This is a genomic window from Arthrobacter sp. CAN_A1, assembly GCF_015751665.1.
Lineage (GTDB): Bacteria > Actinomycetota > Actinomycetes > Actinomycetales > Micrococcaceae > Arthrobacter_D.
On record NZ_JADOUR010000003.1, the window covers coordinates 111,260 to 136,273 of the forward strand.

General features: G+C 63.0%; 25 protein-coding genes and 1 pseudogene. 19 read left to right on the forward strand and 7 right to left on the reverse strand.

Annotation, left to right across the window (positions count from 1 at the left end; all coding sequences use genetic code 11):
* Nucleotides 1-19: 19 nt before the first annotated feature.
* On the reverse strand, nucleotides 20-1,030 hold the full coding sequence (locus IWX62_RS04940; RefSeq protein WP_196840265.1) for a nitronate monooxygenase: 1,011 nt from the start codon (nucleotides 1,028-1,030) through the stop codon (nucleotides 20-22).
* A gap of 15 nt (nucleotides 1,031-1,045) precedes the next feature.
* On the reverse strand, nucleotides 1,046-1,483 hold the full coding sequence (locus tag IWX62_RS04945; RefSeq protein ID WP_196840266.1) for a MarR family winged helix-turn-helix transcriptional regulator: 438 nt from the start codon (nucleotides 1,481-1,483) through the stop codon (nucleotides 1,046-1,048).
* A gap of 79 nt (nucleotides 1,484-1,562) precedes the next feature.
* On the opposite strand from IWX62_RS04945, the gene IWX62_RS04950 reads away from it, so the two are divergent.
* The 4 genes from IWX62_RS04950 to IWX62_RS04965 all read left to right on the forward strand — a co-directional run bounded on the left by IWX62_RS04950 (nucleotide 1,563) and on the right by IWX62_RS04965 (nucleotide 5,223).
* Nucleotides 1,563-1,994, forward strand: a complete 432-nt coding sequence (locus IWX62_RS04950; RefSeq protein WP_196840267.1) for an NUDIX hydrolase — start codon at nucleotides 1,563-1,565, stop codon at nucleotides 1,992-1,994.
* A gap of 9 nt (nucleotides 1,995-2,003) precedes the next feature.
* Entirely contained in the window at nucleotides 2,004-3,059 is a 1,056-nt protein-coding gene (gene rsgA, locus IWX62_RS04955; protein WP_333483218.1) for a ribosome small subunit-dependent GTPase A, read from the forward strand.
* A gap of 71 nt (nucleotides 3,060-3,130) precedes the next feature.
* The gene (locus IWX62_RS04960) at nucleotides 3,131-4,348 is read left to right on the forward strand and encodes a pyridoxal phosphate-dependent aminotransferase (protein ID WP_196840268.1); all 1,218 of its coding nucleotides are present in this window, start codon (nucleotides 3,131-3,133) and stop codon (nucleotides 4,346-4,348) included.
* A gap of 20 nt (nucleotides 4,349-4,368) precedes the next feature.
* Complete coding sequence (locus IWX62_RS04965; RefSeq protein ID WP_196840269.1) at nucleotides 4,369-5,223, forward strand: PPK2 family polyphosphate kinase; 855 nt, start codon at nucleotides 4,369-4,371, stop codon at nucleotides 5,221-5,223.
* 22 nt (nucleotides 5,224-5,245) lie between these two features.
* Here IWX62_RS04965 and IWX62_RS04970 read toward each other — a convergent pair whose 3' ends face one another.
* Together IWX62_RS04970 and xseA are read right to left on the reverse strand one after the other, a co-directional pair.
* On the reverse strand, nucleotides 5,246-5,497 hold the full coding sequence (locus IWX62_RS04970) for an exodeoxyribonuclease VII small subunit (protein WP_196840270.1): 252 nt from the start codon (nucleotides 5,495-5,497) through the stop codon (nucleotides 5,246-5,248).
* A complete protein-coding gene (xseA, locus tag IWX62_RS04975) occupies nucleotides 5,494-6,837 on the reverse strand; it encodes an exodeoxyribonuclease VII large subunit (RefSeq protein ID WP_333483219.1) in 1,344 nt (447 codons plus the stop codon). Before xseA ends, IWX62_RS04970 begins: the two co-directional genes overlap by 4 nt.
* A 172-nt stretch (nucleotides 6,838-7,009) precedes the next feature.
* Between xseA and IWX62_RS04980 the strand changes: the two genes are divergently transcribed.
* Nucleotides 7,010-7,879, forward strand: coding sequence for a hypothetical protein (locus IWX62_RS04980; protein WP_196840271.1), 870 nt, complete (start codon nucleotides 7,010-7,012; stop codon nucleotides 7,877-7,879).
* 62 nt (nucleotides 7,880-7,941) lie between these two features.
* Complete coding sequence (locus tag IWX62_RS04985) at nucleotides 7,942-9,027, forward strand: 4-hydroxy-3-methylbut-2-enyl diphosphate reductase (RefSeq protein WP_196840272.1); 1,086 nt, start codon at nucleotides 7,942-7,944, stop codon at nucleotides 9,025-9,027.
* A gap of 32 nt (nucleotides 9,028-9,059) precedes the next feature.
* On the opposite strand, the gene IWX62_RS04990 is transcribed toward IWX62_RS04985, so the two are convergent.
* Nucleotides 9,060-10,334 carry a DNA recombination protein RmuC gene (locus IWX62_RS04990; RefSeq protein WP_196840273.1) on the reverse strand — a complete coding sequence of 425 codons (1,275 nt, stop codon included), beginning with the start codon at nucleotides 10,332-10,334 and terminating at the stop codon, nucleotides 9,060-9,062.
* Nucleotides 10,335-10,420: 86 nt separating this feature from the next.
* Between IWX62_RS04990 and ychF the strand changes: the two genes are divergently transcribed.
* The 6 genes from ychF to IWX62_RS05020 all read left to right on the forward strand — a co-directional run bounded on the left by ychF (nucleotide 10,421) and on the right by IWX62_RS05020 (nucleotide 13,519).
* The gene (ychF, locus tag IWX62_RS04995; protein ID WP_196840274.1) at nucleotides 10,421-11,506 is read left to right on the forward strand and encodes a redox-regulated ATPase YchF; all 1,086 of its coding nucleotides are present in this window, start codon (nucleotides 10,421-10,423) and stop codon (nucleotides 11,504-11,506) included.
* Nucleotides 11,507-11,577: 71 nt separating this feature from the next.
* On the forward strand, nucleotides 11,578-11,826 hold the full coding sequence (locus IWX62_RS05000; protein ID WP_196840275.1) for a type II toxin-antitoxin system Phd/YefM family antitoxin: 249 nt from the start codon (nucleotides 11,578-11,580) through the stop codon (nucleotides 11,824-11,826).
* On the forward strand, nucleotides 11,823-12,080 hold the full coding sequence (locus tag IWX62_RS05005) for a type II toxin-antitoxin system RelE family toxin (RefSeq protein ID WP_196840276.1): 258 nt from the start codon (nucleotides 11,823-11,825) through the stop codon (nucleotides 12,078-12,080). The genes IWX62_RS05000 and IWX62_RS05005 overlap by 4 nt, the downstream gene beginning before the upstream one ends.
* A 168-nt stretch (nucleotides 12,081-12,248) precedes the next feature.
* Nucleotides 12,249-12,770 (forward strand): hypothetical protein, encoded by a 522-nt coding sequence (locus IWX62_RS05010; protein WP_196840277.1) that lies wholly within the window; start codon nucleotides 12,249-12,251, stop codon nucleotides 12,768-12,770.
* A 242-nt stretch (nucleotides 12,771-13,012) separates the two neighbouring features.
* Complete coding sequence (locus tag IWX62_RS05015) at nucleotides 13,013-13,264, forward strand: type II toxin-antitoxin system Phd/YefM family antitoxin (protein WP_196840278.1); 252 nt, start codon at nucleotides 13,013-13,015, stop codon at nucleotides 13,262-13,264.
* On the forward strand, nucleotides 13,265-13,519 hold the full coding sequence (locus IWX62_RS05020) for a Txe/YoeB family addiction module toxin (protein WP_196840279.1): 255 nt from the start codon (nucleotides 13,265-13,267) through the stop codon (nucleotides 13,517-13,519).
* A 108-nt stretch (nucleotides 13,520-13,627) separates the two neighbouring features.
* Here IWX62_RS05020 and IWX62_RS16230 read toward each other — a convergent pair.
* A pseudogene (locus IWX62_RS16230) lies at nucleotides 13,628-13,717 on the reverse strand (sugar O-acetyltransferase); the annotation flags it as partial.
* A gap of 97 nt (nucleotides 13,718-13,814) precedes the next feature.
* On the opposite strand from IWX62_RS16230, the gene IWX62_RS05030 reads away from it, so the two are divergent.
* The 6 genes from IWX62_RS05030 (at nucleotide 13,815) to IWX62_RS05055 (ending at nucleotide 22,325) form a co-directional block, all read left to right on the forward strand.
* The gene (locus IWX62_RS05030; protein ID WP_196840281.1) at nucleotides 13,815-14,003 is read left to right on the forward strand and encodes a hypothetical protein; all 189 of its coding nucleotides are present in this window, start codon (nucleotides 13,815-13,817) and stop codon (nucleotides 14,001-14,003) included.
* 236 nt (nucleotides 14,004-14,239) lie between these two features.
* Entirely contained in the window at nucleotides 14,240-15,673 is a 1,434-nt protein-coding gene (locus IWX62_RS05035) for an MGDG synthase family glycosyltransferase (RefSeq protein ID WP_196840282.1), read from the forward strand.
* A gap of 72 nt (nucleotides 15,674-15,745) precedes the next feature.
* Nucleotides 15,746-17,470, forward strand: a complete 1,725-nt coding sequence (locus tag IWX62_RS05040; protein WP_196840283.1) for a glycosyl hydrolase family 18 protein — start codon at nucleotides 15,746-15,748, stop codon at nucleotides 17,468-17,470.
* Between the two features lie 264 nt (nucleotides 17,471-17,734).
* Nucleotides 17,735-19,528, forward strand: coding sequence for an ABC transporter family substrate-binding protein (locus IWX62_RS05045; RefSeq protein WP_196840284.1), 1,794 nt, complete (start codon nucleotides 17,735-17,737; stop codon nucleotides 19,526-19,528).
* 215 nt (nucleotides 19,529-19,743) lie between these two features.
* Nucleotides 19,744-21,285, forward strand: coding sequence for an ABC transporter permease (locus IWX62_RS05050; RefSeq protein WP_196840285.1), 1,542 nt, complete (start codon nucleotides 19,744-19,746; stop codon nucleotides 21,283-21,285).
* A complete protein-coding gene (locus IWX62_RS05055) occupies nucleotides 21,282-22,325 on the forward strand; it encodes an ABC transporter permease (protein WP_196840286.1) in 1,044 nt (347 codons plus the stop codon). The genes IWX62_RS05050 and IWX62_RS05055 overlap by 4 nt, the downstream gene beginning before the upstream one ends.
* A 52-nt stretch (nucleotides 22,326-22,377) precedes the next feature.
* On the opposite strand, the gene IWX62_RS05060 is transcribed toward IWX62_RS05055, so the two are convergent.
* Nucleotides 22,378-23,007, reverse strand: coding sequence for a PH domain-containing protein (locus tag IWX62_RS05060; protein ID WP_196840287.1), 630 nt, complete (start codon nucleotides 23,005-23,007; stop codon nucleotides 22,378-22,380).
* An 80-nt stretch (nucleotides 23,008-23,087) separates the two neighbouring features.
* Here IWX62_RS05060 and IWX62_RS05065 point away from each other — a divergent pair, with 80 nt between their 5' ends.
* On the forward strand, nucleotides 23,088-24,911 hold the full coding sequence (locus IWX62_RS05065) for a dipeptide ABC transporter ATP-binding protein (RefSeq protein ID WP_196840288.1): 1,824 nt from the start codon (nucleotides 23,088-23,090) through the stop codon (nucleotides 24,909-24,911).
* The last annotated feature ends 103 nt before the right edge of the window (nucleotides 24,912-25,014 follow it).

Genomic DNA, 25,014 nt, shown 5'->3' on the forward strand with positions numbered 1-25,014 from the left:
ACGGCGGTTGACCTCCACCCTAGCGGTCCAGGCCGGCCAGCAGGAGGCCACACACTGCCGCAGCCCCGATCGGGGCTGCGGCGCGATACCCGGTGCCTGCCCATAACGCCATGGCCTCCGGATCGCCTGCGGCAGTTGCCGCGGCCCGGAGGGGAGCGGTGACATAGTGCAGCTCGGGGTATCCCAACGGGGCATCGCGATGCTCCCTCATGAACCGGTTCTCCAGGCCCCTCGCTGGACGACCGCTGAACGCCCGGGTCATCGCTGTTCGTGGGAAGGCCGGACACCCGAGTGCGTCCTTGTGCGGCTGGCGGGCGCCGCTCTCAGGCGTGCGCAGGAACAGTGTGCCCACCTGCACGGCGACCGCCCCTGCCGCCAGTGCATTCCGGATATCCGATCCACCTGTCAGTCCGCCCGCAGCGATGAGCGGAACGGATGCGTGAGGAATGAGGTCAGCCGTCAGGGTGGCGACGTCGACGGCGGATTCGTCGGCCGAAGCCCCGGCATCGAAAACGGCGCTGTGACCGCCGGCCGAGGAGTGCTGGATGATGGCGGCATCCACGCCGTGGTGCTGGGCGATCAGCAGTTCCGGCAGGCGCGTCACGGTCGCGATCACCACCGTGCCGCGGTCCTGGAGCGCCCGTATCACCGAGCGGTCAGGAAGGCCGAACGTCAGGCTCACAAAGGGCACTGGCTCGGCGAGTAACGTCTCAATCTTGGAGTCCCAGGCGTCGGCGTCGTAGCGGGGCTCGGGGAGAGTCACCCCAAAGTGGTCAGCGAGGGGACCGAGACTGTCCCGGTAAGCCCGCAGCGCGTCCCTGTTGCTGGCCGGAGGTCCGGGCACAAAAAGATTGACCCCGAACGGTAGGTTGCTGGCACGAACCGCGGTAATCTCTGCCTGCATGTCGTCTGCCGATTTATAGCCGGCGGCCAGAAAGCCTAGGCCATCGGCCCGTCCAACCTCGGTGACCAGTTCCATGGTTGATACCCCGCCGGCCATGGGCGCAGCGATGAGGGGAGAGGGGAACATCAGCAGATCCTTTGCTCAGGTGGCGTGATCATCCAGCGCCGCGGTGCAGTTGGCAATCAAACGGTCGAGCTGGCGGCGGAGCCCGGTGTCGTCGACACCCTCGTCGACGCCGTCAAGCGTTGCTTCGAGTCCATGCCAGGCAGCATCGGTCAGGCGTCGGCCGGAGAGAGTCAGGGCTACTTCGTTGACCCGCTGATCCTGGGCGCTGATGGTGACATCCACCAGCCCCTGCTGCCTCAACTGCTGAACCCGCTGAGTGACCGAGGCCCGGCTGACATCGAGCGATCGGGCGATGGCCTGTTGGGGGGAAGGGCCGGCAATGCGGACGGCGAGCAGCACCAGGAAGGGTGCATAACGGATTCCGTGGTGGGCGTTGAGGTACTCGTCCGACACCCGGTTCACCAGGGTTGTTGCCCGGTGGAGCTTGAAGACAGTCGATTGACGAAGATCCATACTGTTAAGTAGTTAACATTTACTCTCCCGCGTCAAGCCGGGGTTCCTGCCGTCCGGCCTGCTGGCTAGACTGGGCGCCATGACTGCTGCCTGGGACACAAGGGTCGGAGCCTACGGGCTGATCATCAACGACGGCAAGATTCTGCTGGCGCACTGGAACGAATCGGGGTCTACCGGCTGGACATTACCCGGGGGCGGGCTTGAACTCGGGGAGGATGCCCCCGCCGCGGCGGTCCGGGAAATTTTCGAGGAAACCGGTTACACGGCCGCGCTCGATGACCTACTGGGGATAGACAGTCTGCACATCCCGGCGTCCGATCGGATGAGCGACTCCACCCGGCCGCTGCACGCACTGCGGGTTGTCTATCGGGCGCACACCGTGGAGGGCTTCCTGCGGCATGAGGCGAACGGATCCACCGACAGGGCAGCCTGGGTTGACCTCGCCGAGTTGCCCGAACTGGACCGGGTGGGACTGGTAGATATTGCCCTGGTGATGGGGAATCAACGATGAGGATCAGCAGTGGACACACTCCAGCAGTACGGGTTCACCGACCGGATGAAGTCTCGCTTCACCAGCCATTTCACTGATCCCGGACTGGAGCCAGCCCGTGTGGCCCGGGTGGATCGGGGCCGGATTCTGGTGGCGACCGGGCACGGCATGATGCACCTGGACGGGTATACAGAGGCGGCGACCGGAGACTGGCTTGCCCTCGATACCACCGACCGGGATCGCCCCACCGTCGTCGGGGTGATGCCCAGGCTGTCGGTACTGCAGCGGAAGAAGGCGTACGATCCGCTCGCTGAAGCCCAGGTGCTCGCCGCCAACGTGGAGATCGTGGGTGTAGTGGTACCCATCGATCGGCCGATTTCCTCCAACCGGCTCGAGCGCACCCTGGTGGCGGCCTGGGACTCCGGTGCACGCCCGCTCGTGATCCTCACCAAAGCGGACCTGAGAAACAAGTTTGACTCGGTGGTGGCGCACACCGTGGATCGGGCAGGTGCGGCTGAGGTCATCACCACGTCGGCCGAATCCGGCGACGGTCTTGACGAACTCCTTGCCCGACTCGGCCCGGGTATCACCATGGTGTTGCTCGGTCCGTCGGGCGCCGGCAAATCCAGCCTCGCCAACGCCTTGGTGGGGAAAGCCCTCCAGAATACCGGGGCGGTCAGGGCGACCGATGGACGGGGGAAACACACCACCACGTCGCGGGAACTCATCCCGATCCCTGGGGGAGCCGTGTTGATGGACACCCCAGGTCTCCGCGGGTTCGCGCTCTGGGACGCGGAAGCGGGTCTTGACGAGGTGTTCAGCGATATCGAGGCACTCTTCGATGCCTGCAGGTTCGCCGATTGCCACCACGGGCCCGAACCCGGGTGCGCGGTGCAGGAAGCGATCCGGAGCGGTGCACTGGCGGAGCGGCGGTGGCTGAGCTATCAGGTGATGGAGCGCGAATTGGCCAGCCTGCACCGGCGCCAGGCGGGCGCCGGAGGGCGCGCAAAAGGACGCAGCACCCGCCAGCGAGCCAAGGACGCGGCGATGGCCAAGGACTACCGCAACCGGTTCCGGCAGCCATAACGAAAGTGGGCGGCGGGCGTGGTCGGGCACCAATCACGTCTCCTGCCGCCCGGCTGTGGCATCCTGTGTAAATGGCAGAATTCAAGCAGTCAACCAAGCTCCGAAACGTTCTCTACGACATCAGGGGGCCGCTGCTCGACCACGCCAAGTTCATGGAGGCGGAAGGACACCGGATCCTGAAGCTCAACATCGGCAATCCCGCGCCGTTCGGGTTCGAAGCTCCCGAGGCCATTCTCGTGGATATGATCCGCCACCTCCCCAAGGCCCAGGGCTACAGCGATTCGCGCGGTATCTTTTCCGCCAGGACCGCCGTCGTCCAGTATTACCAGAGCCGCGGCCTCACCCACATGGACGTCGACGACGTCTACCTCGGCAATGGGGTCAGCGAGCTGATCACCCTCTCCCTGCAGGCCCTGCTCAATAACGGCGACGAAGTGCTGGTGCCCACGCCGGATTACCCGTTGTGGACCGCCTCGGTGTCCCTTGCTGGCGGGACCGCGGTGCATTATCTCTGCGACGAGGACAACCACTGGTGGCCGGACCTTGAGGACCTGGCGTCGAAGATCACCAGCCGCACCAAAGGCATTGTGCTGATCAACCCCAATAACCCCACGGGTGCCGTCTACCCGCGGTCCATCATCGATGGGATGGTGAAACTGGCCCGCGAACACGGGCTCATCATCTTCGCCGACGAAATCTACGAGAAAATTCTGTACGACGACGCCGTCCACATCAACGCGGCAACTGTCACCGGCGAAGACGTCCTGTGCCTGACGTTCAGCGGGCTATCGAAGGCCTACCGGATTGCAGGATTCCGCAGTGGCTGGATGGCCATCACCGGGCCCAAGCACCAGGCAGCTGACTACATTGAGGGAATCAACCTGCTGGCGAACATGAGGTTGTGCGCCAACGTTCCTGCGCAGCACGCGATCCAGACGGCGTTGGGCGGGCATCAGAGCATCAACGACCTGATTCTGCCCGGGGGCCGGCTCAAGCAGCAGCGGGACAAGGCCTACCAACTGTTGAACGAGATCCCCGGGGTGAGCTGCGAACTGGCGCAGGGAGCCCTATACCTGTTTCCGCGGCTCGACCCGGAGATGTACCCGATCAAGGACGACGAACAGTTTGCCCTCGACCTGCTGAAACAGCAGAAAATCCTGATCTCCCATGGCAGGGCGTTCAACTGGATCAACCCCGACCATTTCCGGATGGTCACCCTCCCGAACGTCGACGATCTTGAGGATGCCATTGGTCGGCTCGCCGAATTCCTGAGTACCTACAAGCCCTAGCTCGCTCCCGGGAGGACACCATGCCGTCGACCTCAGCATTCACGACCAGCCCCACCGAGTCACTGCGTGCGGGGCCGGACGTGGATCTCGCGTCTGTCCTGGCCCAATCGACTCCAGGGTTTCCGGGCGGCAAGAAGATGGGTCAGATCAAGCTGGCCGAGGAGAGCGCCCAGCTCTCGGAACTGCAGGCGAAACTGTTTGCTGAGAGCAGGTTTGGCGGCGAAAGCTCGCTGCTGGTGGTGCTGCAGGCCATGGATACTGCCGGGAAGGGCGGGATAGTGCGCCACGTGGTCGGCGCCGTCGACCCTCAGGGCGTGAAGCACTATGCGTTCAAGGCCCCCACCGCTGCTGAGAAGCGCCACGACTTCCTCTGGAGAATCAAAAAGCAACTTCCCGGGGCGGGGATGATCGGTGTCTTTGACCGGTCCCATTACGAGGATGTCCTCATTCAGCGGGTGCGCGGGTTCGCTGAGCCGGCGGTGATTGAGGAACGGTACGGCGCCATCCGGGATTTCGAAGCAGCCCTGGTTGCCTCAGGTACCCGCATCGTCAAGATCATGCTGCACATCAGCCCGGAGGAGCAGAAGAAGCGGCTGGCCGACCGGCTCGAGCACGAAGACAAGCACTGGAAGTACAACCCTGCTGACCTCGACGAACGCGAGCTGTGGGCCGAATACCAGACGGCCTACCAGCTAGCCATCGAACGCACGGCCACCCCTGACGCGCCGTGGTACGTCGTTCCGGCGGACCGGAAGTGGTACGCCCGTATCGCTGTGCAACAGCTGATCATCGATGCGCTGCAGGACATGCAGCTCAGTTGGCCCCCGGCAACTTTTGACGTGGCAGCAGAGAAAGCACGGCTGGCACAATCCTGACCGGCCGCCCGGTAACAGCCGGTTAGCCAGCCTGTTCGGCTTTGTCCCGCGCCGCGGCGAGACGTTTCTTGGCTCCCTCCAGCCACGATTCGCAGTGGTCAGCCAGCGCCTCACCACGTTCCCACAGGGCCAGCGAACGCTCAAGGGTCACGCCGCCGGCTTCGAGTTGACTGACCACTGACACCAGTTGCTCCCGCGCCTGTTCGTAGGACAGTCCACTGACGTCCTGTTCTGCTGGCTGATCGCCGGCGGTTGGTCCTGTGGGCTGGCTCATGAGGTTTCCTTAGGGTGTGAGGTGGGGGAGGCAGCGAGCGCCGTGGCGGCGAGTTCACCGCGCGCCAGACGGATCTTCAGGTGGGCTCCGGCCGGTGTCTCGGCAGCATCCCGGGCGATGGAACCATCCTTCAACTGGACGACCGCATACCCGCGGTCCAGGGTGTTCTGGGGTGACAGGGACCGGATCTGGGTACGCAGGTGGTGCACCCGGTCGACGTCGCGGGCGACCGCCGACGTGACGGCGAGGCGGGCGCGTCCCCGCAACCGTTCGACGTCGTCCACCCGCACCGACACCATTCCCTCTGGCTGTGCCAGCACGGGACGGGACCGTAAGTGGGTCAACCGCTCCGTCTCCCGGGAGACGAGGGTGTCGATCGCCCGCGAGAGCTGTACCCGGGACTGCCGGATCCGTTGGAACTCCTCGGCGACGTCGGGGACCACCCGCTTGGCGGCATCAGTGGGGGTGGACGCTCGGAGGTCAGCCACCTCATCGATCAGGGGCCTATCCGCCTCGTGTCCAATGGCGCTGACCACGGGGGTGCGCGCTGAGGCTACGGCGCGCACCATTTCTTCGCTGCTGAACGGCAGGAGGTCCTCCAGCGAGCCGCCGCCACGGGTAATGATGATGACGTCGACGGTGGGCAATGCGTCCAGTTCGGTGAGGGCGGCGGTCACCTGTCCCACGCAGCCCACTCCCTGCACCGCCACTTCCCGGATCTCAAACTCCACTGCAGGCCACCGGAGACTGGCGTTGCGGAGGACGTCCTTCATGGCGTCGGACCCGCGCCCGGTGATCAACCCGATCCGGTGGGGGAGGAGCGGCAGGGGTTTGCGCAGGCGCGCGGCGAACAGTCCCTCGGCGGCGAGCGACTGTCGCAGCCGCTCGATGCGCGCCAGCAGGTCTCCCAGGCCCACCTGCCGGATCTGCCAGGTCTGCATGGACAGACGTCCGGTCTTGAGCCAGAAGTCGGGCTTTAGCTGAGCGACCACCCGGGAACCATGCTCAAGCGGAAGTTCAAGGCGGGAGAGCACATTGGCCCGGATCGTCAAGGGCAGCGACACCTCGGCGTCAACATCGCGCAGCGTCACGAAACACATGGAGGACCTACGGTTCACCTCGATCACCTGACCTTCCACCCAGGCGGCTGGCGCGCGCTCGAGATGGGCCTTCAGCTTCTCGGAGAGAAGGTGAAGTGGCCACGGGCGCTCCGCCGTCGTTTCGGCTGCGGTCGCCGGAAGCGTGGTGGGCTGAGGCTGACCCCCCGCGATCGGGTCCCGCTCCTCCACGCGCACGTCGTTGGAAGCGTTGCGCGGCTGCGCTGCGCCGTCGTTATTCATCAGTTGACACTCCCAACTTGTGGTGGGAACACGACGTCGCGAACCCGCTGTGTTCCCTTAATGTTTATCAGCTTGCGCCCCCAATCTGGTCCACGAGAGCCCGGTGTGGAGGAATAGTCCAGCGGGTGAGGGCATAATCGATACTTCTTTCACAACGAGTCGGGGACAAACTATGCGGACATTTGGTTCAGCGATCTTTGCGCTGATTGCACTGCTGCTGGTCGGGATCGCCCTCCCGGGAGCCTGGATTGACAGGAATATCGTCCAGGTGGACGGTTTCGTCGAACTAGCAGGTCCACTGGGAGCCGACCCCGACTTTCAGGCCCAGCTGACCTCGGCATTGGCGACGGAAACCACGGCTAATGCCGAACTCCCGTCGGCGGTTGCGGACATTGTTGAGCCGCTGATAGCTGACGTAGCAGCAAATGTTGCAGCGCTGCCCGGCTACCCCGAAGCCTGGAATGAGACGCTGCAGCGGTCCCACGAACTGAGCTTTCCCGCCGACGCCGACGTATTCTCCGGCGTCGAATCTCCCCAGCCGCTGCGGCTGGACCTCTCGCCAGTGCTGGCCCTTGCCCTTCAGGAAGTAGGGGACAGCCTCGGCGTTGACGTTCCAGCTCCGGAGCAGACCCTGGTTGAAGTGGGTGCGCCCGAGCGGCAGAGTACGTTGGGGCAGCTCGCGGCTGTCGCAGGTCTCTGGCCGCTCATGGCGGCCGGTGCCGCAGTGACTGCGCTGATCGCTCTGGTACTCGCCCGACGACGGAGTACGACGCTGGCCCTCCTTGGCCTGGGGGCCGCGGTCCTCGGAGCGTTGTACTGGGCGGGAGTTCGGGCCGCACCTGAGGCCCTGCAACAGATGCGCGCTGAGCGCGGGGCATCGGATGGCTCCATCTCGGCTTTGTTCCAGGACGGGCTGGTCACCCAGGCCGCTACGGTCAGCGAGCCGCTCTGTGTGGCGGTGGTGGGGGCGGGAGTGATCCTGCTGGTGATCGGCATCGCCGCACGGCTGTTGAGCGGCGGGCGGAGGCTGCGGGCGGCTTAGCTCTGAGCGGATCGCCGCCGACCGCCTCGGGTTGCACGGCTTCCAGCCGTTAGCATTGGAGGATGACCAGCACAGCAGTTTCAGTGCCCATGCCTTCAGTTCCCCGAAGGCGGCGCTCGCCCGCGGAAATAGACGCCGCGCAGCCCGTCCTCGGAGGGCGTAAGGTCCTGCTCGCCGCCCCGCGCGGTTATTGCGCCGGGGTGGATCGGGCAGTGATAGCTGTCGAGAAGGCGCTCGAGCACTACGGTGCTCCGGTGTATGTGCGCAAGCAGATTGTCCATAACCTGCATGTGGTGACCACCCTTGAGGAAAAGGGTGCAATTTTCGTCGAAGAAAACGAAGAGGTGCCCGAGGGTGCCCTGGTGGTCTTTTCAGCCCACGGCGTGTCACCTGCGGTCATTCAATCCGCCGAGGACCGCGGGCTGCGCACCATCGACGCTACCTGCCCACTGGTCACCAAGGTACACAAGGAAGCAGTCCGGTTTGCCAGGGACGACTTCGATATTCTCCTGATCGGCCACGAGGGCCACGAAGAAGTTGAAGGGACCGCAGGAGAAGCGCCCGAGCATATCCAGATAGTCAACGGTCCCGAGGACGTGGACAAGGTGACAGTGCGTGACCCCGAGCGGGTGATCTGGCTGTCGCAAACGACGCTCAGCGTGGACGAAACGATGCTGACGGTCAACCTTCTCAAGGAACGGTTTCCCACCCTGCAGGATCCACCGAGCGATGATATCTGTTACGCCACGTCCAACCGGCAGGCAGCGATCAAGAAGATCTCGCCGAGTTCGGATCTGGTGATCGTGGTGGGGTCGGCCAACTCATCCAACTCCGTCCGGTTGGTTGAAGTGGCTCTCGAATACGGCGCCAAAGCCTCCTACCGGGTCGATTTCGCCAACGAGGTGGATGAGAGCTGGTTCGAGGGTGTCGCAACGGTTGGTGTGACGTCTGGGGCATCGGTCCCCGAAAATCTGGTCCAGGATGTGCTCCGCCTCCTCGCCGACTACGGGTACGGCGACGTTGAGGAAGTGGTCACGGCAGAGGAAGACATCATCTTCTCCCTCCCCAAGGAAATCCGTGCCACGTTGAAGGCCATGGGAGACTCCACCAGCGGCGTCGGAGGCCGGGGCCCCCGCCCCAAGCGCTGACCGGGTTGACCACCGCGACGTCGATCGTCCGGCTAAGCGCTGCGCCGGTCGTCGTCGGTGTCCTCGTCTTTGGGGTTCAGAAGCTCGGCTGCGCTGAGCAACCGGGGAGTCGATTCCACTGGGGACACCCGCAGCTGGCTCGACTTCTCGGCTGGGTGGGCCGAGGCCAAGGACGCGGAGTCAAATTCGTTGATCCGCCGGGCCGTTGGCAGCACCCTGGATTCGAGCGTCCCGACAAACGAGTTGTACTTCTCCACCGAGGTCTTGAGGGAGTTCCCCAGCTTTGTCACGTGCTCACCCATGGTGCCGAGCCGGTCATACAGTTGCCGGGATAGTTCGAACAGTTCCTTGGCATGCTCGGTCAGAATATCCTGGCGCCAGCTGTAGGCTGCTCCCTTGAGAATGGTCAGCAGCGACACCGGCGATGCCAACGCAACGTTGCGGGTAAAGGCGTAGTCGAGCAGCCCAGGGTCGGCGCGCAGAGCCGAGGACAACACCGACTCCACGGGGATGAAGCACACCACCAGTTCGGGCGTATTTTCGACGCCCTGCCAGTACCTTTTCCTCGCCAGCGCATCGATGTGGGCCCGCAGGGCTTTGGCGTGCTGCTGCAGTAACGCCTCCCGTTGGGTGCTGGAACCCTCCCCCTGCTCTGGCCCCTCGGGGAGTTCCTGCGCGTCGAGGAAGGCGGCCAGCGGCACCTTAGCGTCCACCACCAGCTGCTTCCCACCCGGAAGCTGCACGATCATGTCCGGGCGGGCCGATGTGTCCTTGGCGCCGGCGTTGAGGGTGATCGTCGCTTGTTCAAGGAAATCGACGCGCGGGAGCATGCCGGCCGCCTCGACGACCCGCCGCAACTGCACCTCGCCCCATTGCCCCCGTGCACTGTTGCTCCGCAGGGCCGCTGTGAGTGAATGCGTGGTGGAGAGTAGCTGGGCATCCGAGTGCCGTGCCTCGCGTAGCTGTTCGGCGAGCTGTCCGAACTGCTCGACCCTGTCCCGTTCAAGGATCCCGACCTGGGATTGCAGGTGATTCAGCTTGTCCGCGACCGGAGCAAGGGCACGCAACACCGACTGGTCACCGGCCGTGCGGGTCGTGAGCTCCCGGTTCTGGGTCGCGAGCATCCGATTTTCCGCTGCGGCTGCTGCCAACGCGGTGCTGGTGCTGCCTAGCCGCCCGCCGACGTCGTCCAGTTCCTCACTCAGGCGCTGCACCCTCAACCGGGCTGCCCACGCCATGCCGGCAGCCCCAAGAATGCCGCCGATGAGTACTGCCAAAACCACCACGACCACAATGAATCCGTCCATGGCACCACCATGTCAGTCCCGACCGACATTTTGGTTGACCTCGGGCGGCGCGGTGGAAGCGGGGGCAAACGGTAGACTCTATTCCCGTGGCTCTTACTATTGGCATCGTCGGACTGCCCAACGTCGGCAAATCAACCCTTTTCAATGCGCTCACCCGCAACAACGTGCTCGCGGCTAACTATCCGTTCGCGACCATCGAACCCAATGTGGGGGTGGTGAGCCTGCCTGATGCCCGGCTGGGACAGCTGTCAGAGATCTTCGGGTCCCAGCGGATCCTGCCGGCAACTGTTTCCTTTGTGGACATCGCGGGGATCGTCAAGGGTGCTTCAGAGGGGGAGGGGCTGGGCAACCAGTTCCTGGCCAACATCCGCGAGGCTGAGGCCATCGCCCAGGTTATCCGGGTCTTCGACGATCCGGATGTCATCCACGTCGACGGCAAAGTCGATGCCCGCTCCGACATGGAAACCATCAACACCGAACTGATCCTCGCCGACCTCCAGACCCTTGAGAAAGCCATTCCCCGGGTGGAGAAGGAAGTCAAGATCAAGAAGCGTGAACCGGCGCAGCTCGCCGCCATGGTTGCGGCACAGTCGGTGCTGGAGCGCGGCGACACTATTTTCGCCTCAGTGGCCAGCGACAAACTGGAAATGGAGCATCTTCGCGAGCTGAGTCTGCTCACCGCGAAGCCCTTTATCTACGTCTTCAATGCCGATGATTCGGTTCTCGGTAATGAGGAACGTCAGGCCGAACTGCGCGACCTTGTTGCCCCCGCCGATTGCATCTTCCTCGATGCCAAGCTCGAATCCGATCTCGTCGAGCTCGATGAAGAGGAAGCCCGCGAAATGCTCGAGATGAACGGGCAGAGCGAATCCGGACTCGATCAGTTGGCACACGTCGGCTTCCACACCCTGGGACTGCAGACCTACCTGACAGCCGGGCCCAAGGAAACCAGGGCCTGGACCATCACCAAGGGTGCCACGGCGCCGGAGGCAGCCGGGGTCATCCACACCGACTTCCAGCGCGGCTTCATCAAAGCCGAGGTGGTCTCCTTCTCCGACCTCGTCGACGCCGGTTCCATGTCAGAGGCCAAGTCCCGCGGCAAGGTCCGGATTGAAGGCAAGGAATACGTCATGGCAGACGGCGACGTGGTGGAGTTCCGCTTCAATGTCTAAGTAGACGACGTCGTAGTCTAGCCACTCGCTGCTTCATGTACATCAGTGTTACCAAAATGTACAATAAAGGCATGTCTACTGTGAGCGTCGCAGATGCGCGCAACCATCTTTCGGACGTTATTGCCCGTTCGAAGAGCGAAGCTGTGTTTATCGAGCGTCGCGGTCAGCGCGCCGCAGTGGTCGTGAGCCCCGAGCAGTATGAGCGGATGCTGGATGCGCTCGAAGATGCCGAAGATGTTGTTGCGTTCGACGAGGCAATAGCTGAGGAAGGCCCCAGTATTCCCTGGACTCAGGTGAAGGCAGATTTAGGCTGGACGTGAGCTACCAAATCGAGCTGCGCCCTGCTGCAGTTCGTGCTTTGCGGCGCATCGATCATCAGGATCGCGACCGCATTCGTGGGGCGATTGCGCTTCTTGGGGAGGAACCGCGGCCGCCAGGGGCCAAATCGCTTCAGGGCCGACCGGGGCTTCGAGTCAGGGTAGGAAACTACCGGATCATTTACACCGTCAACGACAACGTTCTTGTCGTTGCCGTGATCACGGTCGGCCACCGTCGCGACGTCTACGACCGCTGAGCGCCGCAAATGCATCCTCTTCTGTGATTGTCGCGTGGGGGATCGAGATCTCTAATTCCATGTTGGAATGTCGCACCGATACCGTGAGGGACTGGCCGAGTGATGGGGTTATCCACAAATAGTCAAAGCCAGCGAGCGGAAATGTCTTGATGGGCTCAGAATCGTCGTATGGGTATCAGGTACTACGCATACGCGTTCGATAGCGAACAGACCGAGAGGGCGCTCAGCGACCCACTCACCGTGATCGGATCCGACCCGTTCGCAGACGTTCTAGGTCTCGAACGGGGCTTCACCGATGGGTTCACAGCCTTCCGACAATCCCTTCCGGAGCGTGATCTTCTCTACCTTGATAAGGCGTGGTCGTGTTTGCAGCGGCTCACCGCTCCGCCCGTTGCAGGCGATAGAGCCAGACCGGCCTATCGAATGTTTGAAGGACACGTGACCTACCTCGACAATGGTTTCACCTGGCGTCCATGGCTGCGCGCCCTCCCACCAGACGAGGTTGCACTAGTCGCCAGTGATATGGAGAAGATAGGCGACCACGACATCGAAGCGGGTTTGGACGGGTTCCACCCGTCTCAGATGCTGGAGGCCGAGGTCGCCTATGCAACCCAGTTCCTTCATCGAGCCAGAAACTTCGTTCAGGCTGTGGCCTCGGAGGGGCGCGGATTCGCGTACATGATTGGGTGACCTCCATGCAGTAGAAGGATCGCGGGCACTCGTCGAGGGTGAGAAGTTGGAGCATCCCGAGGAGGAGACTACGAGGATAAGCTGAGGTTTCTCGGCTACGGAACGTGGTGGAATTTAGCTTTATTGTGTAGTCGCGTTCCGGTCTAACGTGGGAACGTCCGCGTGGCGGGGGTGCCTGATCAGTCGACCCTCTGGGTGGTACCATAATCTGGTACAACTCATCCGTTTGAAAGGTTGGCAACATGTCCATAAGTGCCAGCGAAGCGCGTAAAACGCTGTTCCCGCTCATCGAGCGCATCAACCAGGACCGTGAGGCTGTCGAGATCGTTTCCCGCAACGGCAACGCCGTCCTTATGCCCGCCGACGAGTACGCCGCCTGGCAGGAGACGGCGTACATGTTCCGCTCACCCGCCAACGCCCGTCGGCTTCTCGATGCCTACGAGCGCGCCCGTGCGGGCCGGACCGAGGTGCACGACCTCGACCGGGATGACTGAGTGCGTCTGGTTTGGGACCCGTCCGCCTGGGAGGACTACAAGCACTGGCAGACGGCGGACCGCCGGGTCCTTAAGCGGATCAACGTGCTCATCGAGGCCTCCCTCCGTGAGCCATTCGCCGGCATTGGGAAACCCGAGCAACTCAAGTACGGCGCGCAGGGTTCATGGTCGAGACGCATCACCGACGAGCATCGGCTGGTCTACCTTGTCGACGGCGACGATCTAGTCATCCTGCAGGCGCGCTACCACTACTGACCGCAGGGCAATAGATCTACAGTCGAGCTGCGAGCCGCCTATAGAACGTAAGGCGCTGCGCGAGGTGCAAGGACGGAACTAGCCCGTCGGCACCGTGCCCATCTGGTGTGCTGGCACGCCAACGAACACGGCGTCAGCGGGCACGTCCTTGGTGACAACCGCCCCCGCCCCGACCACTGCCCCATCGCCGATGCTCACGCCCGGCACAACAGTCACATTCGCCCCCGAACCATACGCCCCGCCCGATGACAACGCGGGCCGGGTGCATATCGGCCCGCTTGCTCGGCACCATGTCATGGTTCAACGTCGTGATCACGGCATTGTGACCGATGAGGGATCCATCACCGATGTCGATGCCTCCTTGGTCCTGGAATCGACAGCCACTGTTGACGAACACATCCTCGCCAAAACGAATGTTCTTGCCAAAGTCAGCACTGAACGGAGGGAAGAGCTGGAAGGATTCAGGGACCCGGCGCCCGGTTAGTTCACTCATCAGGGTCCGTATTTCAGCGGGGGAGTTGTAAAGCCCGTTGAGGGTGGCGGTGACCCGTAGCGCCTCCTGACTCGCGGCGAGCATTACTGAGTGGAGCGGTGAGCCGCCGTGGACCGTCGCCCCGGTGTTCAGCGCAGTCAGCAGGTCTTTGAGTCCTTGGATATTGGTCATTCGCCCACGATAGTGTGCCCAGGACTCAAGGCGACGGCGCCTGTTAGCCTCTCTTCATGCGCAAGACGTCGGCACGAGCCCCCCACGCCGCAGGAGGGGAGCGCGTCCTGATCCTGTCTGCTGGGGTGGGGGCGGGTCACAACAGCGCTGCGGCGGCAGTCCAACAGGAGTGCGCCGGGCGCGCTGACATCGCCGAAGTGCAGGTGTTAGACGTGTTGGAGGTAAGTAGCCCGCTGTACCGGGCGTTGCTGGGCAAAGGCTACTTTGTGCTGGTCGAGGGCCTGCCCTGGCTGGTTGAGTGGGGTTATGACATGAGCGACCCGCCATTCCGGCGCCGCGGTCCAATCGACCCCTGGACGCGGGCGAACGCTGTGCCGGTCATCAATGCGATCAAGCGATTCAGGCCGACAGCGATCGTGTGCACGCATTTCCTGCCAGCCCAGCTCCTGGCGGCGCTGCTTCTTCGGGGCGTAACCCACGCGAAGACCGCTGTGGTGACCACTGACTACGACTTCCAGGGCCTGTGGCTTCCAGGCGCCTTCCACTCGCTTTTCGTGGCCAGGGAGGAGGCAAGGGTGGAGCTGATGGCGCTCGGCCTCCCGCCCGATCGCGTCGCAGCCACAGGCATCCCCATTGCCAAACACCTTGATGTCGTGCCCAGCCGCGATCCCAACGAGCCCCCGATGCTGTTGATTTCGGCGGGAGCCTCGGGCAGCGACTATGCGGTCTCGGTGGTGCGGCAGACGATGCACATGCGCTCGGCGTTCACCGCCACAATCGTCTGCGGACGCAACGAGGCGCTGCGACACCGCATGGAGGAGTTGGTGGCGCCTGCCGGCGATCGCTACCGCGTGCTCGGCTTCACCGAGGATATGCCGCAGCTACTGCGCCAGGCAGACCTGTTCGTGGGCAAACCGGGCGGGCTGACGGCGTCGGAGTGCATGGCCGCAGGACTGCCCATGGTGCTGGTGAACCCCATCCCGGGGCAGGAGGTTCGCAACGGCGACTACCTGATGGAGCAGGGTGCAGCCGTCCGCTGCAACACCGGTGCGACGATCGGCTGGAAGATTGATGAGCTGCTGCGCGAGCCAGGCCGCTTGCAGCAGATGCAGGCGGCGGCCCGGAGCGTCGGTCGCCCTGGCGCTGCTGCGGACGTGTTGACCGGTCTGCTGGACGGGCCGTCACGTCCGCTCATCGTCACCCGCGCAGCGCAAAAAACGATTCTCGCCGAAAGCGGGCAGCGCGTCGTCGCCACCGATCTGACGGGACCGTCCGCGCTGGTCCGCCTGATCGACTCGGCTGAGAAAAGCACCGTCGCGCTGCTGCAAGCCGCGGAGCTGGACGATCTCCGGAAGCGGTACAAAACGGCGAACGGGGATCTGGTGCTGAGGCGCGGTCAGGCGCACGTGTGGCTCGGACGGGAGGGGCGGCGGTTGCTCAGCGCTTTGCTGCTGGGTGATAAGGCGCTCCCTGTCAGGATCGAGGAGTGATCAGCAGGCTTCATACCGTAGCCTAGAAGGGCCGCTGCCTGCCGGTGTTGGTCTTATCTGCCGAAGGAAAGAATGAAACGAGTGCGCCCGCGCCTACTGCGGATCGGCGTCGTGGCGGTGGTAGCAGTGTTGGGAATCAGCGGAATCGCTTCCTGCGCTAGCCAGGATTCGTCGGAAGAGGCCAGCTCCGGGGACTCCGCCACCACTGCAGCCAGCATCAACGGCTACCGGAGCGTCGGCTATTTCCCCCAGTGGGGAGTATATGGGCGTCAATACTCCATGAAGACCCTCCAGGATTCAGGTGCCGCGGGAAACCTGAGCCATATCAATTACGCTTTCGGCAACATCCACCACGAGACTCTTACCTGCTTCGAGGCGAACAAGGCCCAGGGAAGCGGTCCGGACGGCTCCGACGGAGCCTCCGACGCATGGGCTGATTACGGCATGCCCTACGACGCCGCCGGCTCCATCGCCGGCACCGCGGACACAGCGGAGCAGCCCCTTGCCGGGTCTTTCAACCAGCTTCGGCAACTGAAGGCAGCCAACCCGGGGCTGCGGGCGGTGATCTCCCTCGGCGGGTGGACCTGGTCGAAGAACTTCTCCCGCGCCGCGGCAACCGACGAATCGCGCAAGGCGCTCGTGGCTTCCTGCATCGACCTGTATATCAAGGGAAACCTTCCGGTAATAGAGGGCAGGGGAGGGGACGGGGCTGCAGCCGGCATTTTCGACGGCATCGACATTGACTGGGAGTGGCCGGGCACCGACAAGGGGCTTGAGGGAAACGGTGTGGACGCCGAGAACGACGCCGAGAACTTCCGTCTCCTGCTGCAGGAGTTCAGGGAGCAGCTCGACGCCCACGGTGCCAGCACCGGAGCCTCCTATTCTCTGAGCGCCTTCCTTCCCGCCAATCCGGTGGTGATCGAAGCTGGCGGCTGGAACGACCCCGCATTGTTCGAGTACCTCGACTTTGGAAACATTCAGGGCTACGACCTGTGGGGAACGTGGGAGCCGGGGCTCACCGGGCACCAGGGCAACCTCTTCGACGATCCGGACGATCCACGCGAGGCCGGCGAAAGTTTCTCTGTCGACCGGACAGTGAGTGCCTATCTCGACGCCGGAATCGATCCCGCACAGCTCGGGCTCGGCCTCGCTGCCTTCGGCAGGGGCTGGGTGGGCGCTGACTCTGCGGAGCCCTGGGGCCCGGCCACGGGACCCGCGCCGGGCGGCGAAGAGCCCGGTCTTGAAGACTACGACGAACTACTCGAGGTTGGTGAGGAGTTCACCGACCCGACGCTTGGGGCGGCCTGGCGGTTCGACGGCGACCAGTGGTGGAGCTACGACAACCCCGAAACTGTGCGCCTCAAGAGCGACTACATTCTGGAGAAGGGGCTCGGCGGCGGAATGTGGTGGGACCTTGCCGGGAACCGGGACGGCACCCTCTTCGCCGTACTGTCTGATCAGATGCGCGAAGCTCCCGAAGGCCCGGCCCGTGACAGGGTGATGCCCGAGCCCGCGGTCGAGCCTTCCACTAAGCCGACGGCCGCACCAGGCGGAACGCCTACCGGATCGGGTACGACGCCGTCGGAAGCACCAGCGTCAACTGCCCCTGAGGCCGCTCGGTCCCTGTCTGCCGAGGAGGCCGCTGCCGCCGAACCGGTGGCCTGGCGCGAGGACGAGGTGTACACGGAGGGGCGTCGCGTGACTTTCGAGGGCTCGGTGTACCGGACGCAATGGTGGACCCGGGGTGACATCCCCGGCGCAGAGCAATACGGCCCGTGGGTGCGGGCGGACGACTGACCTCCGCCGGCGGGTCATGGGTGCGCCAATGAGGCGCAGAACCACTGATTCTTCCGGGCTGGGAAGTCCCTGGATGGACGCTGAAAACAAATTTGGTTGCATCTCGGTAACAACACGGTTGCGATGAGGTCTACGACACGTGCCCGCAACATTTAGCCCCTAGGCTTCTACACATGTGAGGCACGCCACTCCTCAAAGGTGGCGTGCCAGCTCTCTGTAAAACCACAGGGAGCTACTTTTCCAGAACATGAAATAGGAGGCGGAATGCGTTTCGGACGTACTTCCAAAGCTGTGGGAGTTGCGGCAATCGCTGCACTTGCACTCAGCGCCTGCGCCAGCACTGACAGTGGCGACGGCAATACTGACCCGGATGCAAGCGGTGACGCAGGCGCCGCTGGCGGAATCGTCAGCGTAGCCGAGGTAAACCCGTTTACCTCGTTCAACTCCGACAGTGCCACCGGCAACGTCGATATCAACGGCAAGGTCAGCTACCTGACCAAGTCGGGTTTCTACTACATCGACGACCAGCTTGAGGTAATCCGGAACGAGGACTTCGGATCCTACGAGATTGTCGCCGAGGATCCCCTGACGGTGACCTACACCGTCAATGAGGGTGTCGCCTGGTCCGACGGCGAGCCCATCAACGGTGGCGACCTGATGCTTTCCTGGGCAATCAGCTCCGGCTACTTCGACGATGAAGCACCGGTCGAAGGTGGCGAGGAAGACGAAACCACTGGCACCACCTACTTCTCGGCAGCCAGCACCGCTGGACTCGATCTCTCACTCCTCCCCGAGCTGAGCGAAGATGGCATGTCCATCACCATTGAGTACACCGAGCCTTACGCCGACTGGGAGATCGCTTACGGCATTCTCGACACCCCGGCCCACGTTGTGGCAACCCAAGCCGGTCTGGCCGACGAAGCCGCACTGATCGAACTGATCCAGAGCACTCCGGAAGGCGATCCCGAGGATCCCCAGGACCGCCCTGAGATTCAGGCTGTAGCCGACGTCTGGAACACCGGTTTCGACACGACCACCCTCCCTGACGATCCCGCACTGTACCTGTCCAGCGGACCCTACATCGTTGACTCGATGGTTCCCGACCAGTCGATGACCCTCGTCAAGAACGAGGATTACGCCTGGGGCCCTGAAACCCAGCTCGATGAGATCACCATCCGCTACATCGGCGACGCAACGGCACAGGTGCAGGGTCTGCAGAACGGTGACGTCGACGTCATCCAGCCGCAGGCTTCAGCAGACACGCTGACCTCACTTGAGGCAATCGACGGAATCAACATCTTCGAGGGCGACGAGCTCTCCTTCGATCACCTCGACCTGAACTACGCCGGGGTCTTCGCCGACGAGAACGTCCGCAAGGCGTTCATGAAGACGATTCCACGTGACGCAATTGTCGAATCGACCATCGCTGCACTGGACCCCGAAGCCAGCCACAGGGATTCGCACATCTTCGATGTCGGCACCCCCGGCTACGAGGCATCAGTGCCCGAGAACGGCTCTGCTGAGTACGATGAGGTTGATATCGAAGGAGCCAAGGAGCTCCTTGACGGTGCCACCCCGGAAGTACGCATCATGTACAACACTGAGAACCCCAACCGTGTTGACGCGTACACCCTGATCGCCGAGAGCGCCACGCAGGCAGGCTTCCAGATCGTTGACGGCGGACTGCCCGGCAACGAATGGGGATCAGCTCTTGGTACCGGTACCTACGATGCAACCATCTTCGGCTGGATCAGCACCGGAGTCGGCGTGACCGGCGTCCCACAGCTCTACGGCTGTGGTTCATCCTCGAACTACAGCGGATTCTGCGATGACGAAGCGCAGGCCGCCATGGACGAACTGATTGTCACCACCGATGAAGCCGAGCAGCAGGAGCTTCAGACGATCGTTGACACCCGACTGTTCGACACAGGCTTCGGTCTGCCTCTCTTCCAGTCCATCGGCATCAACGCTGCATCCGACACCATCGAAGGCCCGGGCTTCAGCCCGACCCAAGAGGGTATCTGGTGGAACTTCTGGGAATGGACAGTCACTGAGTAATTCAGGACTACCCACGACCTAACGCGCTAGACACGAAAGCGCTGGGGCCGGACTATTTGGCTCCAGCGCTTTCTAGCGCCTAGACACTCTTCGACGTCGCGCCTCTGGCCCAAGCGATTGGGATCTCCCAAATATCCGCTGGCTGTTAGGTGCATTACACTTTTGCCACAACGCCGGGTGATCCCCGGAACCTTAACATTGAGGTTTTATAAACTATGGTGACCTACATCGTCCGGCGCTTAGTTGCTGCCGTGCTCATCCTGTTGGGCGCTTCCTTCATCGTGTACATGCTGACAGCTGTGTCGGGCGACCCCCTGGCTGATCTGCGCGAGAGCAACGTACCCAACAAGGAAACACTCATCCAACTACGGACGGACCTCCTCAGCCTGGACGTCCCCGCCCCGATCCGGTACTTCGAGTGGCTAGGTGGAGCAGCGAGTTGCCTCATCCCCTTCGCCGCCACCTGTGACCTCGGCAGCAGCATCGCCGGCATCGAGGTAACCCAACTGCTGGGCCGGGCCATGGGCCAGACCATCCTGCTGGTCACCGGCGCGACGGTCCTCGCCATCCTGATCGGCATCTCCCTGGGTATCATCACCGCGCTCCGCCAATACAGCGGACTCGACTACGGTGTGACCTTCATGGCCTTCCTCTTCTTTTCGCTCCCAATCTTCTGGGTTGCGGTCCTGCTGAAGGAGTATGGGGCGATCAGCTTCAACACCTTCCTCGCAGATCCCAACATCTCGTTGACAGCGATCATCATCACCGGTCTGGTGAGTGCGTTCATCTGGTATCTGGTCGCCCGGGGGCCGCTCAAGAAGCGACTCACCGCAGCAGCGGCCGGGTTCGTCTTCGCAGCAGCGATTCTCTTCTTCCTCGACCTGACCGGCTGGTTCCTGCAGCCAGGCTTCGGACCGATCGTCATCGCCATTGCGGGCGTCGGGATCGCCTACGGGGTCACACTGCTGACCGCGGGCCTCAAGAACCGCAAGGCACTTTACTCGGCGCTGATCACCGTGGCTATCGGTGTGGTCGCCTACTTCGCCGTCCAGCCCCTCCTCGATCTCGCAACACCGCTGATGATCGTCCTGCTGGCCGTCGCCACAGTGCTCGTCGGCGTTGCTGTCGGTTATCTCATGGGCGGCTACGATCGCCGGCAGAGCATGAACGCAGCCGGTCTGACCGCCTTCCTGATGGGCTTCACCATCCTGCTTGACCGGTTCATGCAGTCCTGGCCCCTGTACTCGGACAACAACAGGATCCGCGGCAGGCCCATCGCCACCCTCGGTTCGTCCACTCCCAACCTTGAGGGCGATTTCTGGATCATAGGGCTCGACACGTTTACCCATCTCCTGCTGCCGACGATTGCCTTGATGCTGATCTCGCTGGCAGGTTACAGCCGCTACTCGAGGGCGTCGATGCTCGAAATCATGAACCAGGACTACATCCGCACGGCCCGGGCCAAGGGTCTGGGGGAGCGGACCGTGGTCATGCGCCACGCCTTCCGCAACGCGCTGATCCCGCTGGCCACCCTCGTGGCGTTCGACATCGGCGGACTGATCGGTGGTGCGATCATCACTGAGCAGGTCTTTGCCTTCAGCGGTATGGGCCAACTCTTCATTGGGGCTCTGGGACGCGTTGACCCGAATCCCATCATGGGAGTCTTCCTGATCACCGGCATACTGGCTCTGGTCTTCAACCTGGTTGCTGACCTGGCCTACTCGGTACTTGACCCACGAGTGAGGGTAAAAGCATGAGCAGCAGAGCAGAAGTAAAATCCAGGAAATCCAAGGACGACTCGATCGGCCTCAGCCAGGGCCAGATCGTCCGGAAGCGCTTCTTCGGTAACACAGCGGCCCTCGTCAGCATGGTCATCTTCGTGCTGGTCGTCATCCTGGCGTTCAGTTCGATCGGCTATGCCGGAATCCCGGGCTGGTGGAAGTGGAGCTACACGGACACGCCGTCGTTGGCGACGCCGACCGGGTCTCCCACCTGGGTGCTGCCGTTCGACTTCGGTGACCACCCGTTCGGTCAGGACCGCGTCGGTCGCGACCTCTTTGCCATGACCATGCGGGGCACCCAGCTCTCCCTCCTGATCATGTTCATTATCGGTATCCTCGGCGGTATCCTCGGCGTCATTATTGGCGGGGTATCGGGCTACTTCCGCGGCTGGGTTGAAGCAGTGCTGATGCGGTTCACCGACGTCATCATCGTGATCCCCCTGATCATCCTCGCCGCCGTGCTGGGTAGCGTGGGCAACAACCTTACCGGCAGCGGCACATTCCTGCGGAATGTGCTGGGCGGTAGCGCCGGGGTGATCCTGCTCGGGATCTTCGTGGGACTGATCATCTGGACCGGCCTCGCCCGCCTGGTGCGCGGCGAGTTCCTTTCCCTGCGTGAACGTGAATTCGTTGACGCAGCCCGGATCGCCGGAGCATCGGATACCCGGATCATCTTCAAGCACATCCTGCCCAACGCGGTAGGAGTGATCATCGTCAACACCACCCTGGTGATGGCGTCAGCGATCCTGCTGGAATCCGCTCTCTCCTTCCTTGGCCTCGGTGTCAGGGCGCCCGATATCTCGCTGGGCAGCCTGATCAGCGACAACCAGCAGGCGTTCAACACCCGGCCGTGGCTGTTCTGGTGGCCCGGGTTGTTCATCATCCTGATCTGCCTGTCGATCAACTTCATCGGCGATGGGCTTCGGGACGCTTTTGATCCACGTCAGAAGAAGTTCAACGCCAAGAAGGCAGTGCACTCCGGCGACATTTCCGATCCCAACCGCCCCGAGGCCTAAAGTGCCACGACAGGGGGTTGGTCCAGTGAGGGCACTTCGCCGCGCTCACCGGTTAGCTCATGGAGAAAGCGATCACGTTCGCAGCAATCAGAACAGCTGCGCAGCCGATGGCGATCCAATGGAAACGCGTCGCAACCGCTGTGGTTTCGGTGGCGTCGACGTCCAGCAGGTTGCCGTCAATCAGCGCGGCCCAGTGGGTTCGTACCAGAAACGCTGCGGCTCCGGAGTCGGTGTTCTTCAGGTCTCCGGGCCGGATGGACTGGGCGGGACCATAACTGGATTCGGGGAGGCCCTGGACATGCTCAGGTTTCCCGCGGTGAGTGCCCCACACGCCGGGCGCGGGCGCGGCCCAGGCCGTGTGGCTGCCGCGAACGGTGACCAGCGTCAGCGCGAACTTCGTGTCGACGTGAATCAACGCGGCCCATGGCACGGAAACGGAGCGGACTGGATTGTTGAGGGTGACGGCGTCGTCGTCGATCACCACGGACGGGTACCAAAACAGCAGCCAGCCGAAGTAGGCCAGGGCGACCAGTGGCCAGGCGGAGACCAGACCCATAACACCGTCACCAACAACCGACAGCACCATGCCAATGGCGGCCAGCACCCAGGTCAGCCCCGCGAACCACTTGCCAAACCGAGGTTTGAAAACGATTGGGCTGGCTGCATCGCTTGGGCTACTCATACCCATATAGTTTCAGGATCCCGCGCCAGTTCACTAATCACCAAAATGTGGCAGGCCAGGGGCGGAAGGAAAGCAGAATCATGACCGACGGCGTCATCGAAAATTCGGATTCAGGGCAGACAGCACGGAGCGATGTTCCAGTGCTCCAGGTCAAGGGCTTGGGCGTCGACTATGGCGTCGACAAGGTCTGGGTACCCGCAGCCATTGATCTCAACTACGAGGTCAGGGCCGGCGAGGTCCTGGCCATCGTGGGCGAATCCGGTTCCGGCAAGAGCGCCAGTTCCATGTCGCTCTTGGGGCTGCTGCCCGAGAATAGCCGCACGACCGGCAGCGTCAAGCTCAACGGTAAGGAAATCCTCGGCCTGACCGGAAGCAAGCTGCGCCAGATCCGAGGCCGCGATGTAGCAGTCATTTTCCAGGAACCGATGACCGCGATGAACCCGGTTTACACGATCGGGTTCCAGATCGTCGAAACGATCCGCCTGCACAACGAGATTTCGCCGGAAGAGGCGAAAGAGCGGGCCTTGAAGCTGCTGGACATGGTCGAGCTCCCGGACCCGGACAAGGCCTTCAAGTCCTACCCCCACCAGCTCTCCGGCGGGCAGCGACAGCGCGCCATGATTGCCCAGTCGCTCTCCTGTGATCCGAAGCTGCTGATCGCCGACGAACCCACGACAGCGCTTGACGTCACGGTGCAGGCCGAGATCCTCGACCTGATGCGAAACCTGCGCAGCAAACTCAACAGCGCGATCGTGCTGATCACCCACGATATGGGAGTGGTCGCCGACCTCGCCGACCACATCGTGGTCATGAGTAAGGGCAGGATCGTGGAGGCGGGCACGGCCGAGCAGATCTTCCACAATCCCCAGCATGAGTACACCCGGAAGCTGCTCGCAGCGGTACCCCATCTCGGTCAGGGCGGTGACGACGCCGAGGAGGTGGACATCACCGCGGCGCTGGCCGCCGCGACGCAAACCGAGCTCCGTGCAGTGGACCAGAACGAACTGATGCGGCGCGAACGCGCCAATCAGGCACGCCTGGAAGAAGCCGAACGTGCTGCCGACACCAGCCGGGGCGCGGCCGTCCTGCAACTCACCGACGTCGCCATCGAATACCCCAAGCAAGGCAGGGTACCGGCGTTCCGCGCGGTCGAAGGAGCGAACCTCGCGATTTACCCGGGTGAGATCCTTGGGTTGGTCGGCGAATCCGGCTCGGGCAAGACGACGATCGGCCGTGCCGCCGTCGGCCTGCTTCCAGTGGCCGCAGGATCACTGACCGTCACCGGCAAGGAGATCTCGAATGCCACCCGCAAGGAGCTCTTTGAGCTGCGTCGCAACGTGGGAATGGTCTTCCAGGACCCGTCCTCCTCACTGAACCCGCGGCTGCCCCTGGGCGAAAGCATCGGCGAGCCGATGTTCCTCGCGAAGGTGGCCAAGGGAGCAGATCTGCAGAAGCGGATCGAGACGCTGCTGGACCAGGTCGAGCTACCGCGTGCCTACCGCAACCGGTACCCGCATGAGCTCTCGGGCGGCCAGAAACAGCGCGTCGGCATTGCCCGTGCGCTGTCCCTGAAGCCCAAACTCCTGGTGGCGGATGAGCCCACCTCGGCCCTTGACGTATCAGTGCAGGCCACTGTGCTGGAGCTGCTGAAGAACCTGCAGCTGGAACTTGGATTCGCTTGCCTGTTCGTCACCCATGACCTCGCCGTCGTCGACCTCATGTCCGACCGGATTTGTGTCATGCGCCGCGGCAAGATTGTGGAGCAGGGCACCCGGGATCAGATCCTCCGCCGACCGCAGGATCCGTACACCCAGCGGCTGCTGGCAGCAGTGCCACTCCCCAACCCGGAGAAGCAGCGCGAGCGCCGCGAGCTGCGGGCTAAACTGCTCGCCTCCGCCGAGTAATTCAGCGCGGAGATCAGCCAACGACGGCGGCCCGTCCCCTTACCGGGGCGGGTCGCCGTCGTTTGCGGTTTAAGGACCTCCTTAGGACTTGAGGGCCCACTTC

Excerpts from the sequence above, each read along its gene's own strand:
- IWX62_RS04940 (WP_196840265.1), bottom strand. The coding sequence starts at position 1,030 with ATGTTCCCCTCTCCCCTCATCGCTGCGCCCATGGCCGGCGGGGTATCA.
- IWX62_RS04945 (WP_196840266.1), bottom strand. The coding sequence starts at position 1,483 with ATGGATCTTCGTCAATCGACTGTCTTCAAGCTCCACCGGGCAACAACC.
- IWX62_RS04950 (WP_196840267.1), top strand. The coding sequence starts at position 1,563 with ATGACTGCTGCCTGGGACACAAGGGTCGGAGCCTACGGGCTGATCATC.
- IWX62_RS04960 (WP_196840268.1), top strand. The coding sequence starts at position 3,131 with ATGGCAGAATTCAAGCAGTCAACCAAGCTCCGAAACGTTCTCTACGAC.
- IWX62_RS04965 (WP_196840269.1), top strand. The coding sequence starts at position 4,369 with ATGCCGTCGACCTCAGCATTCACGACCAGCCCCACCGAGTCACTGCGT.
- IWX62_RS04970 (WP_196840270.1), bottom strand. The coding sequence starts at position 5,497 with ATGAGCCAGCCCACAGGACCAACCGCCGGCGATCAGCCAGCAGAACAG.
- xseA (WP_333483219.1), bottom strand. The coding sequence starts at position 6,837 with ATGAATAACGACGGCGCAGCGCAGCCGCGCAACGCTTCCAACGACGTG.
- IWX62_RS04980 (WP_196840271.1), top strand. The coding sequence starts at position 7,010 with ATGCGGACATTTGGTTCAGCGATCTTTGCGCTGATTGCACTGCTGCTG.
- IWX62_RS04985 (WP_196840272.1), top strand. The coding sequence starts at position 7,942 with ATGACCAGCACAGCAGTTTCAGTGCCCATGCCTTCAGTTCCCCGAAGG.
- IWX62_RS04990 (WP_196840273.1), bottom strand. The coding sequence starts at position 10,334 with ATGGACGGATTCATTGTGGTCGTGGTGGTTTTGGCAGTACTCATCGGC.
- IWX62_RS05000 (WP_196840275.1), top strand. The coding sequence starts at position 11,578 with ATGTCTACTGTGAGCGTCGCAGATGCGCGCAACCATCTTTCGGACGTT.
- IWX62_RS05010 (WP_196840277.1), top strand. The coding sequence starts at position 12,249 with ATGGGTATCAGGTACTACGCATACGCGTTCGATAGCGAACAGACCGAG.
- IWX62_RS05015 (WP_196840278.1), top strand. The coding sequence starts at position 13,013 with ATGTCCATAAGTGCCAGCGAAGCGCGTAAAACGCTGTTCCCGCTCATC.
- IWX62_RS05030 (WP_196840281.1), top strand. The coding sequence starts at position 13,815 with ATGGTTCAACGTCGTGATCACGGCATTGTGACCGATGAGGGATCCATC.
- IWX62_RS05035 (WP_196840282.1), top strand. The coding sequence starts at position 14,240 with ATGCGCAAGACGTCGGCACGAGCCCCCCACGCCGCAGGAGGGGAGCGC.
- IWX62_RS05040 (WP_196840283.1), top strand. The coding sequence starts at position 15,746 with ATGAAACGAGTGCGCCCGCGCCTACTGCGGATCGGCGTCGTGGCGGTG.
- IWX62_RS05045 (WP_196840284.1), top strand. The coding sequence starts at position 17,735 with ATGCGTTTCGGACGTACTTCCAAAGCTGTGGGAGTTGCGGCAATCGCT.
- IWX62_RS05050 (WP_196840285.1), top strand. The coding sequence starts at position 19,744 with ATGGTGACCTACATCGTCCGGCGCTTAGTTGCTGCCGTGCTCATCCTG.
- IWX62_RS05055 (WP_196840286.1), top strand. The coding sequence starts at position 21,282 with ATGAGCAGCAGAGCAGAAGTAAAATCCAGGAAATCCAAGGACGACTCG.
- IWX62_RS05060 (WP_196840287.1), bottom strand. The coding sequence starts at position 23,007 with ATGAGTAGCCCAAGCGATGCAGCCAGCCCAATCGTTTTCAAACCTCGG.
- IWX62_RS05065 (WP_196840288.1), top strand. The coding sequence starts at position 23,088 with ATGACCGACGGCGTCATCGAAAATTCGGATTCAGGGCAGACAGCACGG.